The 16,565-nt window shown below is 72.9% G+C and carries 17 protein-coding genes; 8 read left to right on the top strand and 9 right to left on the bottom strand.

Going from position 1 to position 16,565, the window contains the following annotated elements; translation table 11 throughout:
* Positions 1-52: 52 nt before the first annotated feature.
* Both ABZ930_RS03800 and pdhA read right to left on the bottom strand, forming a co-directional pair.
* A complete protein-coding gene (locus tag ABZ930_RS03800; RefSeq protein ID WP_361540873.1) occupies positions 53-1,072 on the bottom strand; it encodes an alpha-ketoacid dehydrogenase subunit beta in 1,020 nt (339 codons plus the stop codon).
* On the bottom strand, positions 1,069-2,208 hold the full coding sequence (gene pdhA, locus ABZ930_RS03795) for a pyruvate dehydrogenase (acetyl-transferring) E1 component subunit alpha (protein WP_361540870.1): 1,140 nt from the start codon (positions 2,206-2,208) through the stop codon (positions 1,069-1,071). Before pdhA ends, ABZ930_RS03800 begins: the two co-directional genes overlap by 4 nt.
* A gap of 173 nt (positions 2,209-2,381) precedes the next feature.
* On the opposite strand from pdhA, the gene ABZ930_RS03790 reads away from it, so the two are divergent.
* Entirely contained in the window at positions 2,382-2,924 is a 543-nt protein-coding gene (locus ABZ930_RS03790; protein WP_361540867.1) for an Lrp/AsnC family transcriptional regulator, read from the top strand.
* A gap of 8 nt (positions 2,925-2,932) precedes the next feature.
* On the opposite strand, the gene ABZ930_RS03785 is transcribed toward ABZ930_RS03790, so the two are convergent.
* Positions 2,933-3,523: a TetR/AcrR family transcriptional regulator gene (locus ABZ930_RS03785; protein ID WP_361540864.1), complete on the bottom strand. Its 591-nt coding sequence runs from the start codon at positions 3,521-3,523 to the stop codon at positions 2,933-2,935.
* Positions 3,520-5,028 (bottom strand): 3-hydroxyacyl-CoA dehydrogenase, encoded by a 1,509-nt coding sequence (locus tag ABZ930_RS03780; protein ID WP_361540861.1) that lies wholly within the window; start codon positions 5,026-5,028, stop codon positions 3,520-3,522. The genes ABZ930_RS03785 and ABZ930_RS03780 overlap by 4 nt, the downstream gene beginning before the upstream one ends.
* Positions 5,029-5,235: 207 nt before the next feature.
* Here ABZ930_RS03780 and paaN point away from each other — a divergent pair, with 207 nt between their 5' ends.
* Positions 5,236-6,942 carry a phenylacetic acid degradation protein PaaN gene (paaN, locus tag ABZ930_RS03775; RefSeq protein WP_361540858.1) on the top strand — a complete coding sequence of 569 codons (1,707 nt, stop codon included), beginning with the start codon at positions 5,236-5,238 and terminating at the stop codon, positions 6,940-6,942.
* Positions 6,943-6,970: 28 nt separating this feature from the next.
* On the opposite strand, the gene ABZ930_RS03770 is transcribed toward paaN, so the two are convergent.
* From ABZ930_RS03770 to ABZ930_RS03760, 3 genes are read right to left on the bottom strand one after another with little or no spacing between them, the layout of a single operon-like run.
* Positions 6,971-7,786, bottom strand: coding sequence for a TrmH family RNA methyltransferase (locus tag ABZ930_RS03770; protein WP_361540855.1), 816 nt, complete (start codon positions 7,784-7,786; stop codon positions 6,971-6,973).
* A gap of 10 nt (positions 7,787-7,796) precedes the next feature.
* A complete protein-coding gene (locus ABZ930_RS03765; protein WP_361540852.1) occupies positions 7,797-9,071 on the bottom strand; it encodes an HTTM domain-containing protein in 1,275 nt (424 codons plus the stop codon).
* Positions 9,068-9,919 (bottom strand): DUF5819 family protein, encoded by an 852-nt coding sequence (locus ABZ930_RS03760; RefSeq protein WP_361540849.1) that lies wholly within the window; start codon positions 9,917-9,919, stop codon positions 9,068-9,070. Before ABZ930_RS03760 ends, ABZ930_RS03765 begins: the two co-directional genes overlap by 4 nt.
* 291 nt (positions 9,920-10,210) lie before the next feature.
* Here ABZ930_RS03760 and paaA point away from each other — a divergent pair, with 291 nt between their 5' ends.
* The 6 genes from paaA to ABZ930_RS03730 all read left to right on the top strand — a co-directional run bounded on the left by paaA (position 10,211) and on the right by ABZ930_RS03730 (position 15,201).
* The gene (paaA, locus tag ABZ930_RS03755; protein ID WP_361540846.1) at positions 10,211-11,236 is read left to right on the top strand and encodes a 1,2-phenylacetyl-CoA epoxidase subunit PaaA; all 1,026 of its coding nucleotides are present in this window, start codon (positions 10,211-10,213) and stop codon (positions 11,234-11,236) included.
* Positions 11,233-11,547, top strand: coding sequence for a 1,2-phenylacetyl-CoA epoxidase subunit PaaB (gene paaB / locus ABZ930_RS03750; RefSeq protein WP_361540843.1), 315 nt, complete (start codon positions 11,233-11,235; stop codon positions 11,545-11,547). Before paaA ends, paaB begins: the two co-directional genes overlap by 4 nt.
* Positions 11,544-12,281, top strand: coding sequence for a 1,2-phenylacetyl-CoA epoxidase subunit PaaC (gene paaC, locus ABZ930_RS03745; protein WP_361540840.1), 738 nt, complete (start codon positions 11,544-11,546; stop codon positions 12,279-12,281). Before paaB ends, paaC begins: the two co-directional genes overlap by 4 nt.
* Positions 12,275-12,829, top strand: coding sequence for a 1,2-phenylacetyl-CoA epoxidase subunit PaaD (paaD, locus tag ABZ930_RS03740; RefSeq protein WP_361540837.1), 555 nt, complete (start codon positions 12,275-12,277; stop codon positions 12,827-12,829). The genes paaC and paaD overlap by 7 nt, the downstream gene beginning before the upstream one ends.
* On the top strand, positions 12,829-13,908 hold the full coding sequence (gene paaE, locus ABZ930_RS03735) for a 1,2-phenylacetyl-CoA epoxidase subunit PaaE (protein ID WP_361540834.1): 1,080 nt from the start codon (positions 12,829-12,831) through the stop codon (positions 13,906-13,908). The genes paaD and paaE overlap by 1 nt, the downstream gene beginning before the upstream one ends.
* Positions 13,909-14,037: 129 nt before the next feature.
* A complete protein-coding gene (locus tag ABZ930_RS03730) occupies positions 14,038-15,201 on the top strand; it encodes an acyl-CoA dehydrogenase family protein (RefSeq protein WP_361540831.1) in 1,164 nt (387 codons plus the stop codon).
* Positions 15,202-15,224: 23 nt separating this feature from the next.
* On the opposite strand, the gene ABZ930_RS03725 is transcribed toward ABZ930_RS03730, so the two are convergent.
* Positions 15,225-15,572, bottom strand: a complete 348-nt coding sequence (locus tag ABZ930_RS03725) for a rhodanese-like domain-containing protein (RefSeq protein ID WP_361540828.1) — start codon at positions 15,570-15,572, stop codon at positions 15,225-15,227.
* A 31-nt stretch (positions 15,573-15,603) separates the two neighbouring features.
* Positions 15,604-16,491: a hypothetical protein gene (locus ABZ930_RS03720; protein ID WP_361540825.1), complete on the bottom strand. Its 888-nt coding sequence runs from the start codon at positions 16,489-16,491 to the stop codon at positions 15,604-15,606.
* Between the last annotated feature and the right edge of the window lie 74 nt (positions 16,492-16,565).

Below are 16,565 nucleotides of genomic sequence, written 5' to 3'. Positions count from 1 at the left end.
AGCCCACCGTCCCTCACCGGACCCCTCGCCGGCCCTGTCACGGGTCCCATGTTCACTGGTCCCACTGCAGTCGCGCCACCGCGTCGAGCACCCGGTCCACTCCGGGCAGATGGTGCCGCTCCAGCATCGGCGGCGGGTACGGGATGTCGAACCCGGCCACCCGCAGCACCGGCGCCTGGAGATAGTGGAAGCACCGCTCACCGATCCGCGCCGCGATCTCCCCGCCCGGACCGCCGAAGCCGGTCGACTCGTGCACGACGACCGCGCGCCCGGTGCGCCGCACGGACGCGGCCACCGTGGCGTCGTCGAACGGCACCAGCGAGCGCAGGTCGATCACTTCGAGGTCCCAGCCCTCCGCCTGGGCCGCCTCGGCCGCCTCCAGGCAGACGGGCACCGACGGTCCGTACGTGATGAGCGTGGCACCGGTCCCGGGTCGTCGGACCACCGCCTTGCCTATCGGCTCAACGTCCGCCGGCCGCTCGGGGTTCCAGTCGTCCTTGCTCCAGTAGAGCCGCTTGGGCTCCAGGAACACCACCGGGTCGTCCGAGGCGATCGACTGCCGCAGCAGGCCGTACGCGTCCGCGACCGTGGCCGGGGTGACGACGGTCAGGCCCGGCGTCGCCATGTAGTACGCCTCGGAGGAGTCGCTGTGGTGCTCGACGCCACCGATGCCGCCGCCGTAGGGAATGCGCACGGTGAGCGGCATCGGCAGGGCGCCGCGCGTGCGGTTGCGCATCCGCGCGACGTGCGACACCAGCTGCTCGAACGCGGGGTACGCGAACGCGTCGAACTGCATCTCCACGACCGGCCGCAGCCCGTACATCGCCATGCCCACCGCGGTGCCGAGAATGCCCGCCTCGGCCAGCGGGGTGTCGGTGCAGCGGTCCTCGCCGAACTCCTTGGCGAGCCCGTCGGTGATCCGGAAGACACCGCCCAGGGTGCCCACGTCCTCGCCCATGACGTGCACGGACGGGTCGTCGGCCATGGCGTCCCGCAGGGCGCGGCCCAGCGCCTGCGCCATGGTGGCGGGCTTGGCGGGCTGCGCCGCGGGCGGCTTCGCGACCGTGGTCATGCCTGGCCCCCTTCCGCCTCGGCGTCCAGCTCGGCCCGCAACTGGTCGGCCTGCTCGCGCAGTTGCGAGGTCCGCTCGGCGTACACGTCGCCGAACAGGTCCATCGGGTCGAGCGCCGGGTCCTGGTTCATGCGCTCGCGCAGCCCGGCCGCCATGGTCTCCGCGTCGTCGCGCACGGCCTGGACGCCGGCCTCGTCGATGAGCCCGCGCTCGGTCAGCTCGCGCTCCAGGAGGAGGATCGGATCGTGCGCCCGCCAGGTCTCGACCTCGGCGTCGGTGCGGTAGCGGGTCGCGTCGTCGGCGTTGGTGTGCGCGTCCATGCGGTACGTGACGGCCTCCACCAGCGTCGGACCGTGCCCCTCACGCGCGCGGGCGACCGCGTCGGCGAGGACCTCGTACATCGCCACCGCGTCGTTCCCGTCGACCAGGCGGCCCGGCATCCCGTACCCGACGGCCTTGTGGGCCAGGGAGGGCGCCGCGGTCTGCTTGGCGAGCGGCACGGAGATGGCGAACCCGTTGTTCTGCACGAGGAAGACGACCGGGGCTTGCCACACGGCGGCGAAGTTCAGCGCCTCGTGGAAGTCGCCCTCGCTGGTGCCGCCGTCGCCGACCATGGCGAGCGCCACCACGTCGTCGCCCTTGAGCCGGGCGGCGTGCGCGAGGCCCACGGCGTGCGGCAACTGGGTGGCGAGCGGCGTGGACAGCGGGGCGATGCGGTGCTCGCGCGGGTCGTAGCCGGTGTGCCAGTCGCCGCGCAGCAGCGTGAGCGCCTGGACGGGGTCGAGGCCCCGGGCGACGGCGGCGAGCGTGTCGCGATAGCTGGGGAAGAGCCAGTCGCGCTCCTGGAGGACGAGCGCGGCGGCCACCTCACTGGCCTCCTGGCCGGTCGTGGAGGGGTAGACCGCGAGGCGGCCCTGCCGGGTCAGCGCCGTCGCCTGCGCGTTGTACCGGCGGCCGTGCACCACCTCGGCGTACAACCGGCGCAGCAGCCCTGGATCGGCCTGCGCGGCGGCGTCGGTGCCCAGGACCCGGTACGGCTCCGCGTCCGGCAGCAGCGGCGCGGGGTCCGTGCGGGGCTGCCAGGCGGGCGGCGGAACGGGTGCGGTGCGGGCGTCCCGCTGTTCCATGACCGTCATGACGACACCTCCTCGTGGGAGCGGTTCGAGAGCGCGTCGGATGTGACCCGCCTCACCTACCGATTGTTCGGTCGTCGGCACATTTTGGCTACAGGCCCCTCCAGGCTGTGGACAAACGGTTCTCCACAGCCTGAGATGAATGCAGTACGTCCATGGTAAGGAGGCGGGGGCACATGGCATCTGAACAAATGGCCGACGGTTCCGGGGCCCGCCCCCTGGACGCCATCGACCGCGACATCCTGCAGATGCTGCGGACCGACGGGCGCGCCTCGATACGCTCCGTGGCCGAGCGCGTCCATGTGTCACGCGCGAACGCCTACGCGCGGATCAACCGCCTCATCGACGACGGCGTCATCCGCGGCTTCGGGGCCCGTGTCGACCACGAACGGGCCGGTCAGGGCGCCTCCGCGTACATCACGCTCAAGATCGTCCAGAACACCTGGCGCACGGTCCGCGACCAGCTGCGCCGGATGCCGGAGGCCGCGCACATCGCTCTGGTCAGCGGCGACTTCGACGTCCTGATCCTGGTGCACACCCGCGACAACCGGGCGCTGCGGGAACTGGTCCTCACCAAGCTCCAGGCCATCCCCGAGGTGCTCAGCACGCGCACGCTGCTGGTCTTCGAGGAGGAGACCCTCGATGTGGGGGCCGTGGGCGCTGTGGGGGCTGTGGGGGCCACGGGGGAAGTGGCGGACGGGGGTCCGGCGGACGGCTGAGGGCGTGCTCAGCCCTCCTTGCGCAGCCCCTCGAAGACCAGCTTCGCGACGGCCTCGGCCACTTCGGCGCTGTCCAGCTCGCCGCGGCCCGGCCGGTACCACTCCACCATGGAGTTGATCATTCCGAAGACGAGCCGGGTCGCGAGCCGTACCTCTATGTCGCCCCGTACGTCGCCGTCGGCGGCGGCCGCCTTGAGCAGCTCGGCGACCTGGTGGTCGAACTCCCGGCGCCGCTCCATCGCCCAGCGCTCGGTCTCGGTGTTCCCGCGCACCCGCAGCAGCAGCGTCACGTAGGGCAGTTCGCCGGTCAGCACCTCGACCATGCGCCGGGTGACGTACTCCAGGCGCTCGACCGCCCGCCCCTCGCGCGCGGGCGGCTCGTCGAGGATCCCGAAGAGGCCGTCGAGCGCCCGGGTGACGGCACGGCGCAGCAGCTCCTCCTTGCCCGTCACATGGTGGTAGATCGACGACTTGGAGATGCCGGCCGCCTTGGACAGGTGCTCCATGGACGTGCCGTCGTAGCCGCGCTCGTTGAAGACGGTCACGGCGACCGCGAGCAGGGACTGCGGGGTGTAGGTGTCACGCCGTGCTGTGGTCACGCGGAGCCCTCCCACTTCTTGGGGTCGTACGAGTGCCTGAGCAGGGCGAGGGACGGCGCGCAGCGCCCGGAGGGGTCCCGGTCGCGCAGCTCCTCCAGCAGGCCGCAGGCCCAGTTCCGGCCCAGTTTGCGGCTCCATTCGAAGGGGCCGAGGGGGTAGTTGACGCCGAGCCGCATCGCGGTGTCGATGTCCTCCTCGGTGGCCACCCCGCGCGCGAGGGCGTCGTGCGCCAGGTCGATGATCCGGGCGACCGTACGGGCGACGATCATGCCGGGGACGTCCGCGATGACGCTGACCTCCTTGCCGAGCGCCTGGAAGAGCCCCACGGCCTCGCGCAGGGTGCGCGGGTTGCCGTCCTGGCAGGCGGCCAGGGCGATGCGGGTCGCGGAGCGGTAGTCGAGCGCGAGGTCGAAGTAGACGACGTCGCGGAACTCGATGGACGTCTGTCCGTCCGCCTGCACCAGCTGGCCGCCCCCGGGCAGCACGATCCGGGTGCCCTTGTCCTCGTCCTCCTGGGTGACCTCGATGCCCGCCTCGCGCATCATCGCGATCAGCTCGCCCGCGTTCTCCAGATCGCCCTCGACGGTCACGTGCGCGGGCGGGGCGGCCGGGGCGGCGGTGTGCGGTTCGGCCCGCTCCTCACCGTCCCCGTACGTGTACCAGCCCTGGCCAGACTTGACCCCGAGCCGTCCCGCCTCGACGAGCCGGCGCTGGGCCAGTGACGGGCGGAACTTGGCGTCCTGGAAGAAGCCCTCCCACACGGAACGGGTGACCGCCTCGTTCACGTCCTGGCCGATGAGGTCGGTCAGTTCGAAGGCGCCCATCTTGAAGCCGCCGCTCTCGCGGAGCACCGCGTCGATGGTGGCGGGATCGGCGCCCTGCTCCTCGTGGACCGCGAACGCCTCGGCGTAGAAGGGCCGCGCGATCCTGTTGACCAGGAAGCCGGGGGTGTCGGCGCAGGCCACCGGGGTCTTGCCCCAGGCGCGGGCGGTCTCGTACGCGCGCGTGGCCGCGGTGACGTCCGTGGCGTGGCCGGAGACGACCTCCACCAGCGGCATCAGCGGCGCGGGGTTGAAGAAGTGCAGTCCGACGAAGCGTCCGGGGACGCGCAGCGCGCCGCCGATCGCCGTCACGGACAGGGACGAGGTGTTCGTGGCGAGCAGGCAGTCGTCGCCGACGATGTCCTCCAGCTCGCGCAACAGGTCCTGCTTGACGTCCAGTCGCTCCAGGACGGCCTCGACGACGAGGGCCGCGGGGGCCAGCTCGTGGAGGGTCTGCGCGGGCTCCAGGCGCGCGACGGCGACGTCGCGCTCCTCGGCGCCCATGCGCCCCTTCTCGACGAGCCGGTCGAGTCGCGCGGTGATCGACTCGGCGGCCGCGCGGGCCCGGCCCGGCACGGCGTCGTAGAGCCTGACGGGGTGGCCGCCCGCGAGCGCGACCTGGGCGATGCCCTGACCCATGGTGCCGGTGCCGACCACGCCGACGAGGCGGTCATGTGCAGTCATGGCGTGATCCTCCCGTACCCGCGTCCGCCCCGGGTCTCCGGGGCTCGATGGGCGGGTTTTCCACAGCTTTTCCCCGCGCCCTTGTCCCGACCGATCGTTCGGTTACTCTAACTCTTGCTGGGTGTCGTCGCCCAGCCCCGTACCGCCCGGTCCCACCCAGCCCGTCGGCTCGACGAGGAGCCGGCGCCGAGGAGGAGTTGGTCCGCCATGGCCGCCGCCGAAAGCACCGCGCACGATCTGATCGCCCAGCACCGGCCCACCCTCGACCAGGCGCTGGACACCATCCGCACCCGCGCGTACTGGTCCCCGCACCCCGAGCACCCGAAGGCCTACGGAGGCGACGCGGAGGGCGGCAGCCTGAGCATGGCCGAGGGCAAGGCCGCCTTCGACGCCCTGCTGGGCACCCGCCTCGACCTCGGACAGCCCGGCACGGACGACTTCGTCGGCGGTGAAGTCTCGCCGTACGGGATCGAGTTGGGGATCACGTACCCCCACGCGGACGTGGACGTGCTGCTGCCCGCCATGCGCGCGGGCATGCGCGCGTGGCGGGAGGCGGGCGCCGAGCTGCGGGCCGTGGTGTGCCTGGAGATCCTGGCCCGGATCAGCGCCCGCACGCACGAGTTCGCGCACGCGGTCATGCACACCAGCGGCCAGGCGTTCATGATGGCGTTCCAGGCGGGCGGCCCGCACGCGCAGGACCGCGGCCTGGAAGCGGTGGCGTACGCGTACGCGGAGCAGGTGCGCACCCCGGACGCGGCGCAGTGGTCCAAGCCCCAGGGCAAGCGCGATCCCCTGCTGCTGACCAAGGAGTTCACCCCGGTCGGGCGCGGAGTCGCGCTGCTGATCGGCTGCAACACCTTCCCGACGTGGAACGGCTATCCGGGCCTGTTCGCCTCCCTCGCCACCGGCAACCCCGTCCTGGTGAAGCCCCACCCGCGCGCGGTGCTGCCGCTCGCGCTCACCGTCCAGGCGGCCCGCGAGGTGCTCGCCGAGTCGGGCTTCGATCCGAACCTGGTGGCGCTCGCCGCCGAGCGCCCCGGCGAGGGCGTCGCGAAGAGCCTCGCCGTCCGCCCCGAGATCCGGATCATCGACTACACGGGCTCGACGGCCTTCGGCGACTGGCTGGAGACCCACGCCCGCCAGGCGCAGGTCTACACGGAGAAGGCGGGCGTCAACACGGTCGTCATCGACAGCACGGACGACTACAAGGGCATGCTGGCGAACCTCGCGTTCTCGCTGTCCCTGTACAGCGGCCAGATGTGCACCACCCCGCAGAATCTGCTGGTGCCGCGCGACGGCATCACCACCGACGCGGGCCTGAAGTCGTACGACGACGTGGTCGCGGACCTCGCGGCGTCGGTCGGCGGCCTGCTCGGCGACGACGCCCGGGCGAACGCACTGCTGGGCGCGCTCGTGAACCCCGACGTCAAGGCACGCCTGGAGGCGGCGCCCGGACTCGGTGAAGTCGCCCTGCCCTCACGCGAGGTCGCGAACCCGGAGTTCCCCGACGCGGTGGTGCGCACCCCCGTGATCGTGAAGCTCGACGGCACCAAGCCGGACGCCGAGGCCGCGTACATGAGCGAGTGCTTCGGCCCGGTCTCCTTCGCGGTCGCCGTGGACTCCACCGGGGACGCGCTGGAGCTGCTGCGGCGCACGGTGCGCGAGAAGGGCGCCATGACGGTCGGCGCGTACACCACCTCCGACGACGTGGCGGAGGCCGTCGAGGAGGTCTGCCTGGAGGAGTGCGCCCAGCTCTCGCTCAACCTGACGGGCGGGGTGTACGTGAACCAGACGGCGGCGTTCTCCGACTTCCACGGCTCGGGCGGCAACCCGGCGGCGAACGCGGCGCTGTGCGACGGCGCCTTCGTGGCGAACCGCTTCCGGGTGGTGGAGGTCCGGCGCGACGGCGTCTAGGGCTTCAGGGCTTTTCCTAGGGCTAGGGCTAGGGCGCGTGCGTGCTGTGCGCGCTCCAGTGGAAGAGGGTCATGCCGACGCTGGTGGCCAGGTTGTAGCTGGAGACCTGGGGCCGCATCGGCAGGGACACCAGGTGGTCGGCCCGCGCGCGCAGGGCGTCGGACAGGCCGCTGCGCTCGGATCCGAAGGCGAGCAGCGCGTCGTCCGGCAGCGTCAGGCCGCGGATGTCGGCGCCCTCGGGATCGAGCGCGTAGAGCGGCCCGTCGGGCAGTTCGCCGACGGTCAGCCGCTCCACGGCGGTCGCGAAGTGCAGCCCGGCCCCGCCCCGGACGACGGTGGGGTGCCAGGGGTCGAGGCTGCCCGTCGTGACGACACCGGCCGCCCCGTACCCGGCGGCCAGGCGGATGACGGCGCCCGCGTTGCCGAGGTTGCGCGGCTCGTCGAGGACGATGACCGGGGTGGTGCGTCCCGGCCGGCCGACGGCGGCCAGGTTCCCGGCGCGCGCGGGACGGCCGGCGAGCGCGGCGACCCCGGTGGGGTGCAGCCGCGGCACGAGCGCGCGCAGCACGTCGCCCGGCACCTCCACGAGCCGCGCGGCCAGGTCCTGCGCGACATCGGGCGCGAGATCGTCGGCCAGGGCGCGCGCCGCCGCCTTGTCGACGGCGAGCGCGACGGGGACGTCGGCGCCGAAGCGCAGGGCGTGCTTGAGGGCGTGGAACCCGTCGAGGAGCACGGCGGTGTCGGCCGCGCGCCGCCAGGCCCGCACGGCCTCCTCGGCGCCGAGGGCACCGCCGGCGCCCTCGTGGAGTCCGCTGTGCCCGTCCGCCGTGCTCGTCCCGCTCATGGCAGGAAGCCTACGTGCGCACCGCCGCCGGCTCGGCGTCCTGCGCCGGGCGCTGCTCCGGCACCACCGCACGACCGCCCGAGCGCCCGCCGACGACGCGCTCACGCGCGCGTGCCGCCCGGCCGCCGACCCACCGCAGGAAGGACGTCGGCAGGAACACCGCGTCGGCGGCGATCATCGCGAGCGAGAAGAAAGGCAGGCCCAGCACGATCGCGATGAACACATGCTCCGTGATCATGAAGATCAGCAGGATGTTCTTGACCCTGCGGTTGAAGACCGTGAACGGGAAGGCGACCTGGACGATGACCGTCCCGTAGGTCACGAGCATCACCATCGGGCCGAACGCGCTGAGCAGATCGCCCAGAGCGGGCCAGGGCGAGAAGTAGTCCAGGTGGAGCGGGTAGTAGACCGCGGTGCCGTCCTGCCAGCGGCCGCCCTGGATCTTGTACCAGCCGGCCGTCGCGTAGATCAGGCACGCCTCGATCATGATGATCAGCAGCGCCGTGTTGTGCACGGCGTTGGCGACGACGTCGAACAGCCGGCGCGCGTCACCGTGCTCGGGGCCGCGGTTGGTGAACCACCACAGCCCCTGGACGATCCACAGCCCCCAGAAGAAGAACAGCCAGCCGACGCTCATCCGGCCCGTGAACGTGATCGCCGAGAGCGCGAGCCCGATCACCCACCACAGGACGGGTCCCGCCCGGTCCGCACGCGAGGCCCCGAGCGCGCCCTCACGCGCGCGTGCCGCCCGGCGCGCGTCGAGCGACCACACCTGTCCGCATCTGGTGAGGACCAGGTAGATCGACATCAGGTGGATGACGTTGTCACCGCCGTCCCCCATGAACACGCTGCGGTTCTGCAGCGACAGCACGCCGACCATGAACAGGACCGACATGGTGCGGGTGCGCCAGCCCAGGAGCAGCAGGACGGAGGCGAGCATCGCGACGACGTAGACGATCTCGAACCACGCCTGACCGTCCGACCACATCAGCGCGGTGAAGGCGCCGTTGTCCGCGATCAGCTGCTGCGCCATGCCCCAGCTCCACGGGGCGTCGGGGCCGTACATCTCCTGGCGGTGCGGGAACTCGCGCAGCAGGAACAGCAGCCAGGTCGCCGAGAACCCGATGCGGACCACGGCGGTCTGGTAGGGGCCGAGCGCGGTGGCGGTGACCCGCTCCACGCCGGTGCTCAGCGCATCGGAGACGCGCTGCCCGAGGCCCCTGCCGTCCTGCTGCGCGGGGGCGCCGGTGGGCTCCGGCGCCGCCTGCTGCTGGAAGCCGCTCATCGCGCACCGTCCGTCCGGTCGTCCTTCGCGCGCACGTGCGCGCCGCTGTCGAGAGGCGCGTCGCGCGAGGTCACCGTCCACCAGGACAGCTGCCGGTAGACCGGCTTCTGGTTCACCTTCTCGTCACTCCACTTCGGGGGCGCGATCGTGACCGACCGGGAACGGATCTGGACGCGCTCGATGACGTCCCCCTTGCCGCCGACGCCGAGCCGGTCGAGACGCAGCACGAGGATGCGGCGCATGTACTGCTCCGAGAGCGTGCCCCGCAGGCTGGTCGCCCGGTTCTGCGCGTCGTGCGAGCCGAGGTAGATGTCCCAGGCGCGGCGCAGTTCGTTCTGCGTGGTGTGGCTGGGCAGCAGATTGCCCTTGATCGCGGCGCCGTCCTGGGCGGACAGGTCGTACCAGCCGGTCGTGCGCAGCTTTCCGTCGGAGGCGCGCACCTCGGCCCGGGTCTGGACGGCGATGTTCTGCTGCAAGGGGTTGGGGGCGAACAGCTTCCAGTTCTGCTCGAACTCGGGGTAGACCCATGCGTCCACCACCTTGCCGTGCCGCTTGGTCATCGTGTTCGACGGGGCGACGTGCAGGAACACCATCAGGACGTGGACGCACGCGACGACGGCGATGCCCGCGAGGGCCAGCGAGGCGGCCACCCGGCCGCCCGGGGAGAGGGCGGCGAGGCCCTGGCGACCGGGCTGCGGCGCGGGCGGTTCGTGCGCCTCGTCGGGGGACTCGTCGTGCGACGCCTCGGGCGCCTCGCCGGGTGAGGCGTCGCCGCCGGGCGGTGGTCCGGCCGGCGGCCCCGGTGCGGGCCCGTCGGCCTCGCCCGCAGCGCCTGCTTCGGTCTTCATCACAGTTCCCCGATCCCCGTCCCGGTCCCGTCGTCTGTCGGCCCGTCCACCGCCGAACCGATTCCGCGCCGTCGGCCCGCGGGTGCGACGCACCGGCACGGTACTGGGGAGCGGCCCCGAAGCACAGGCGGCCGAGGTTATCCACAGGCCGGGTCATTCAGGGTTGACACCTTACGGCGCCGGGTCCCACCATTGAATCCGACGAACCGAACGATCGGTCGGGAGCCCGGTGGGCGCCGAGCCTGCCCGGATCGGCTCGTCATCGGCAGCCGAGTCCGAGGGGAACCGGGAATGGCGACAGCAGCACCGCATCACGTGGAGAGCGCCGAGAGCGCCGAGAGCACCGAGAGCGCCGACGGCGCCGCGGAGTTCCAGGCGGTGTTCGACGCGGCGGTGGCCGCCGACGAGCGCATCGAGCCCCGCGACTGGATGCCCGACGCCTACCGGGCCACGCTCGTGCGGCAGATCGCGCAGCACGCGCACTCCGAGATCATCGGCATGCAGCCGGAGGCCAACTGGATCACGCGCGCCCCGTCCCTGCGCCGCAAGGCGATCCTGATGGCGAAGGTGCAGGACGAGGCGGGGCACGGGCTGTATCTCTACAGCGCGGCCGAGACCCTGGGCACCAGCCGCGACGAGCTGCTCGACAAGCTGCACAGCGGCCGCCAGAAGTACTCCTCGATCTTCAACTACCCGACGCTGACCTGGGCCGACGTCGGCGCGATCGGCTGGCTGGTGGACGGCGCCGCGATCACGAACCAGGTGCCGCTGTGCCGCTGCTCGTACGGCCCCTACGCCCGCGCGATGGTCCGTGTCTGCAAGGAGGAGTCCTTCCACCAGCGCCAGGGGTACGAGCTGCTGCTCGCCCTCAGCCGCGGCACCGAGGCCCAGCACGCGATGGCGCAGGACGCGGTGGACCGCTGGTGGTGGCCGTCCCTGATGATGTTCGGCCCGCCCGACGACGAGTCGGCGCACTCGGCCCAGTCGATGGCCTGGAAGATCAAGCGCCACTCGAACGACGAGCTGAGGCAGCGCTTCGTCGACATCTGCGTCCCCCAGGCCGCCTCCCTCGGCCTGACCCTCCCCGACCCGGACCTGGTGTGGAACGAGGAGCGGGGGCAGCACGACTTCGGTCCGATCGACTGGTCGGAGTTCAAGGAGATCCTCAAGGGCAACGGCCCGTGCAACGAGCAGCGGATCACCCAGCGCAGGCGCGCCCACGACGAGGGCGCCTGGGTGCGCGAGGCGGCCGCGGCCCACGCGGCCAAGCACGCCACCACGCGTCCGGTACCGACCCGAGAAGGCAGGGCAGCATGAGCGAGACCCCGACCAGCGCCCCCGGCGGCGCCGGCGAGTGGCCCCTGTGGGAGGTCTTCGTCCGCTCCCGCCGCGGTCTCGCCCACACCCACGCCGGCAGCCTGCACGCCCCGGACGCGGAGCTGGCCCTGCGCAACGCACGGGACCTGTACACGCGGCGCGGCGAGGGCGTCTCCCTGTGGGTCGTCCCGTCCACCGCGATCACGGCGTCCTCTCCCGACGAGAAGGACCCGTTCTTCGAGCCGGCCGCCGACAAGCCCTACCGGCACCCGACGTTCTACGAGATCCCGGAAGGGGTGAAGCACCTGTGACGCAGCGGACGCGGCCACCGCGGGCCGGCGACACGACCGCCGCCCTGGCCCTCGGCGACGACGCCCTGGTGCTCTCGCACCGCCTGGGGGAGTGGGCGGGCCACGCCCCGGTCCTGGAGGAGGAGGTCGCGCTGGCCAACATCGCGCTGGACCTGCTCGGCCAGGCCCGCGTCCTGCTGAGCACGGTCGGCGACGAGGACGAGCTGGCGTACCTGCGCGAGGAGCGCGACTTCCGCAATCTCCAGCTGGTCGAGCAGCCGAACGGCGACTTCGCCCACACCATCGCCCGCCAGCTGTTCTTCTCCACGTACCAGCACCTCCTGTACGGCCGGCTGGCCGACGGCGAGGGCGAGTTCGCTCCCCTGGCCGCCAAGGCGGTCAAGGAGGTGGCCTACCACCGGGACCACGCCCGGCAGTGGACGCTGCGGCTCGGTGACGGCACGCAGGAGAGCCACGCGCGCATGCGGCGCGCGGTGGACGCGCTCTGGCGCTTCACCGGCGAGATGTTCCAGCCGCTCCCGGGCGTCGAGCTCGACTGGGAGGAGCTGCGGACCGAGTGGACGGCGAGCGTCACGGAGGACCTCCGTGCGGCGACGCTCACCGTTCCCGAGGGCCCGCAGAGCGGCGGCTGGAGCGCGGGGGCGGGACGCCAGGGACTGCACACCGAGCCGTTCGGCCGGATGCTCGCCGAGATGCAGCACCTGCACCGCAGCCACCCGGGGGCGACATGGTGACCGCACCGCTCACCCCGCTGGAGACCGAGCTGCTGCACCTCGCGGGCTCGGTGCCCGACCCCGAGCTACCGGTGCTGACCCTGGAGGAGCTGGGTGTGCTGCGCGCCGTGCACACGCTCGGCCCGGGCCGCGTCGAGGTCGAGCTGAGCCCCACGTACACCGGCTGTCCCGCGATCGAGGCCATGTCGGCCGACATCGAGCGGATCCTGCACGAGCACGGCATCCCCGAGGTCACCGTCCGACCGGTCCTCTCCCCGGCCTGGTCCACGGACGACATCAGCCCCGAAGGCCGCCGCAAGCTGCGGGAGTTCGGGATCGCCCCGCCGCGCACCACCCGCGCCCCCGTCGGCCCGGTCGCCGTGGCCCTCGGGCCCACCCGGCACACGACCGCGCCCGTCACCGGTCCCGACATCGAGGAGCCGGTGGCCTGCCCGCACTGCGGATCGGCCGAGACCGAGCTGCTCAGCCGGTTCTCCTCCACCGCCTGCAAGGCGCTGCGCCGCTGCCTCGACTGCCGCGAACCCTTCGACCACTTCAAGGAGCTGTGATGGCAGCACCCGCGCGGGCCCGCTTCCACCGGCTCCGGGTCACGGCGGTCGACCGGCTCACCGACGACTCCGTGGCGCTGACCTTCGCCGTCCCCGACGAGCTGCGCGAGCGGTACCGGCACGCTCCGGGCCAGCACCTCGCGCTGCGCCGCACCGTGGACGGCGCCGAGGTCCGCCGCACGTACTCGATCTGCTCGGCGGCCCCGGCCGACGGCGCCCCGCGCACCCTGCGGGTGGGCGTGCGCCTGGTCGACGGCGGCGCGTTCTCCACGTACGCCCACAAGGAGATCGCGGTGGGGGACGAGCTGGAGGTGATGACGCCGGCCGGCCGGTTCACCCTCGACCCGGCCCCCGGGCACTACGCGGCGGTGGTCGGCGGCAGTGGCATCACCCCGGTGCTGTCCATCGCCACGACGCTTCTGGAGCGGGCACCCGACGCCCGTTTCTGCCTGATCCGCAGTGACCGGACCACCGCCTCGACGATGTTCCTGGAGGAGGTCGCGGACCTGAAGGACCGCTACCCCGACCGGTTCCAGCTGGTCACCGTCCTCTCCCGGGAGGAGCAGCAGGCCGGCCCGGTCTCGGGGCGGCTCGGCCAGGAGCGGCTGACGGCACTCCTGCCCGCGCTGCTGCCGGTGGAGCGGATCGCGGGCTGGTTCCTGTGCGGTCCCTTCGGCCTCGTGCAGGGCGCCGAGCGGGCGCTGCGCGGCCTCGGCGTGCGGCGGACCCGCATCCACGAGGAGATCTTCCACGTGGACGGCGGCCCGGCCGCCGATGCCCCGGCCCCGGCGTCCGCTCCCGCGCACAGCACGGTCACCGCGCAGCTCGACGGACGGTCCGGCAGCTGGCCGGTGCGGGACGGCGAATCCCTGCTGGACGCGGTGCTGCGCAACCGGGCGGACGCGCCCTACGCCTGCAAGGGCGGCGTCTGCGGCACCTGCCGCGCCTTCCTCGTCTCGGGATCGGTGCGCATGGACCGGAACTTCGCGCTGGAGCCCGAGGAGACCGAAGCGGGGTACGTCCTGGCCTGCCAGTCCCGTCCGACCACGGAGAAGGTGGAGCTGGACTTCGACCGCTGACCCCCGCCCGCGCCCCGGTCACGCCCCGGGCACCCGTCCCCTGCACCTGTTCCCTTCTCGTAGAACCTGTTCTATCTTGACGCTCCGTCAGATCCCGCTGGGAGCCGAGCAGGACCAGGAGGACAGCCGGTGGACTTCACCTTCTCCGAAGAGCAACAGGCGGCCGTCGAGGCGGCGCGGGCGGTGTTCACGCCGGTCGCGCCCGACAGCGTGCCCAGCCCCTCGCTCACCGCCGGCGCCGTGGCCGAGGACTTCGACCGCGCGCTGTGGTCCAAGGCCGCCGACGCCGATCTGCTCAGCCTGCTCATCACGCCCGAGCACGGCGGCGCCGGACTCGACGCCATCGCCCTCTGCCTGGTGCTGCGCGAATCAGCGAAGGTCCTCGCCCGCATCCCGCTCCTGGAGCACAGCGCTGCGGCGGCGACCCTTGAGGCGTACGGCGGCGCGGAGCTGAAGCGGGAGATCCTCCCCCGCGCGGCCGACGGCCGTCTCGCCCTGACCGTGGCGGCGGCCGGCCGCACCGGCCACGACCCGGCCGAGCTGGCGGTGACCGCACGCCGCGAGGGCGCCACGGGCGCGGGCGGCTGGGTCCTGGACGGGGTGCAGACCGCGGTGCCGTGGGCCTGGGGCGCCGACCGGATCCTCGTCCCCGCGCACACCGGCGACGGCGTCGCGGTGCTGGCGGTCCTGCCCGGCCCGGCCCGCGACGAAGACCCCCTGCCGGAGCTCACCTTCACCGAGCAGATCTCCACGACCGGCGAGCGCCTCGCCGAACTGCGCCTCGACGGCGTGCACCTGGACGACCGGCACCTCGTCGAGGACTCCGCGGCCTGGCCCCGGCTGCACGATCTGCTCGCCACCGGCACCTGCGCGCTCGCGCTCGGCCTCGGCGAAGGCGTACTGAAGATGACCAGCGACTACGCGGGCAAGCGCGAGCAGTTCGGGTATCCGATCGCCACGTTCCAGGCCGTCGCCGTCCAGGCCGCCGACCGCTACATCGATCTGCGCGCCATGGAGGCCACCCTGTGGCAGGCGGCCTGGCGGCTGAGCACCGGGGCGGGCGGCACGCTGCCGGTCGCCGGTGATGTCGCGGTCGCCAAGAGCTGGGCGTCCGACGGCGTCCGCCGCGTCGTCCAGACCGCTCAGCACCTGCACGGCGGCTTCGGTGCCGACACCGACTACCCGCTGCACCGCTACCACGCCTGGGCCAAGCACCTGGAGCTCTCGCTCGGCCCGGCCGCCGCCCACGAGGAGATGCTCGGCGATCTGCTCGCCGCCCATCCCCTGGGCTGAGCGGCCCGGCGGGCCGGAGCCGGTCAGACGACGGCGCCCGGCTGTCCCTTGTCGTCCACGACGGGGCGGCCGGCCGCCTCCCACGCCTGCATGCCGCCCGCGACGTTCACCGCGTCGACGCCCTGCTGCACCAGGTAGGCCGTCACCTGGGCGGAGCGGCCGCCGACCCGGCACACCACGTTGACCCGGCCGTCCTGCGGGGCGGCCTCGGTGAACTCGCCGAACCGCGCGACGAACTCGCTCATCGGAATGTGGAGCGCGTCCGCGGCATGACCCGCGTGCCACTCGTCGTTCTCCCGGACGTCGAGCAGGAAGTCACCTTCCTTGAGCTCGTCGACACCGACCGTGGGCACACCAGAACCGAAAACCATGCCCCCGACGCTACCCGACCGCCCACCGGACTCAGCCCGCGGTGATCCGCTCCAGCTCGGCCTCCCGCTCGGCGACCTGCGCGAGCAGCTGCTCGGCGATCTCGTCGAGCAGCTTGTCCGGGTCGTCCGGCGCCATCCGCAGCATCGAGCCGATCGCACCCTCCTCCAGCTCCCGGGCCACGGCCGTCAGCAGCTCCTTGCGCTGCGCCAGCCAGTCGAGCCGGGCGTACAGCTCCTCGCTCGGCGAGGGCTCCCGCTCCGGCGGCACCGGACCCGCGGCCCACTCCTCGGCGAGTTCGCGCAGCAGGGACGCGTCGCCGCGCGCGTACGCCGCGTTCACCCGCGAGATGAACTCGTCGCGCCGCTCCCGCTCCCGGTCGTCCTGGGCCAGATCCGGGTGCGCCTTGCGGGCCAGCTCGCGGTAGAGCTTGCGGGCCTCCTCGCTGGGCCGCACCCGCTGCGGCGGGCGCACCTGCTGGTCGGTGAGCATCGCGACGGCCTCCGGGAACAGCCCGTCGCCGTCCATCCACCCGTGGAACAGCTCCTCGACGCCGGGCATCGGCAGCACCCGCGCCCGCGCCTCGTCGGCCCGGTCGCGGTCCTCGGGGTCGCCGGTGCGCTCCGCCGTCGCCTCGGCGATCAGCGCCTCCAGCTCGTCGAGCCGGGCGTACATCGGGCCGAGCTTCTGGTGGTGCAGGCGCGAGAAGTTCTCCACCTCGACCCGGAAGGTCTCCACGGCGATCTCGAACTCGATGAGCGCCTGCTCGGCGGCGCGCACCGCCCGCTCGAGCCGCTCCTCGGGGCGCTCCCGCGTCTGCTCCCGAGACCGCTCGATCCGTTCCTTCAGCTGGTCCTTGAGCCGCTCCCGAGGCTGCTCCTCGGGCTGCCCTGCCACATCGTCGGTCTCCGGGGTCGTCACCCGTCCAGCGTAGGGCACGGCCCGACAGGGGCGCCCCGGCACCGACCCCGCCGGCAGACCCGGCCACGCTGCGA

The organism is Streptomyces sp. NPDC046716 (assembly GCF_040645755.1).
Lineage (GTDB): Bacteria > Actinomycetota > Actinomycetes > Streptomycetales > Streptomycetaceae > Streptomyces.
Note: the sequence above shows the minus strand (reverse complement) of the source record. Positions and strands in the feature narration are given on the sequence as shown.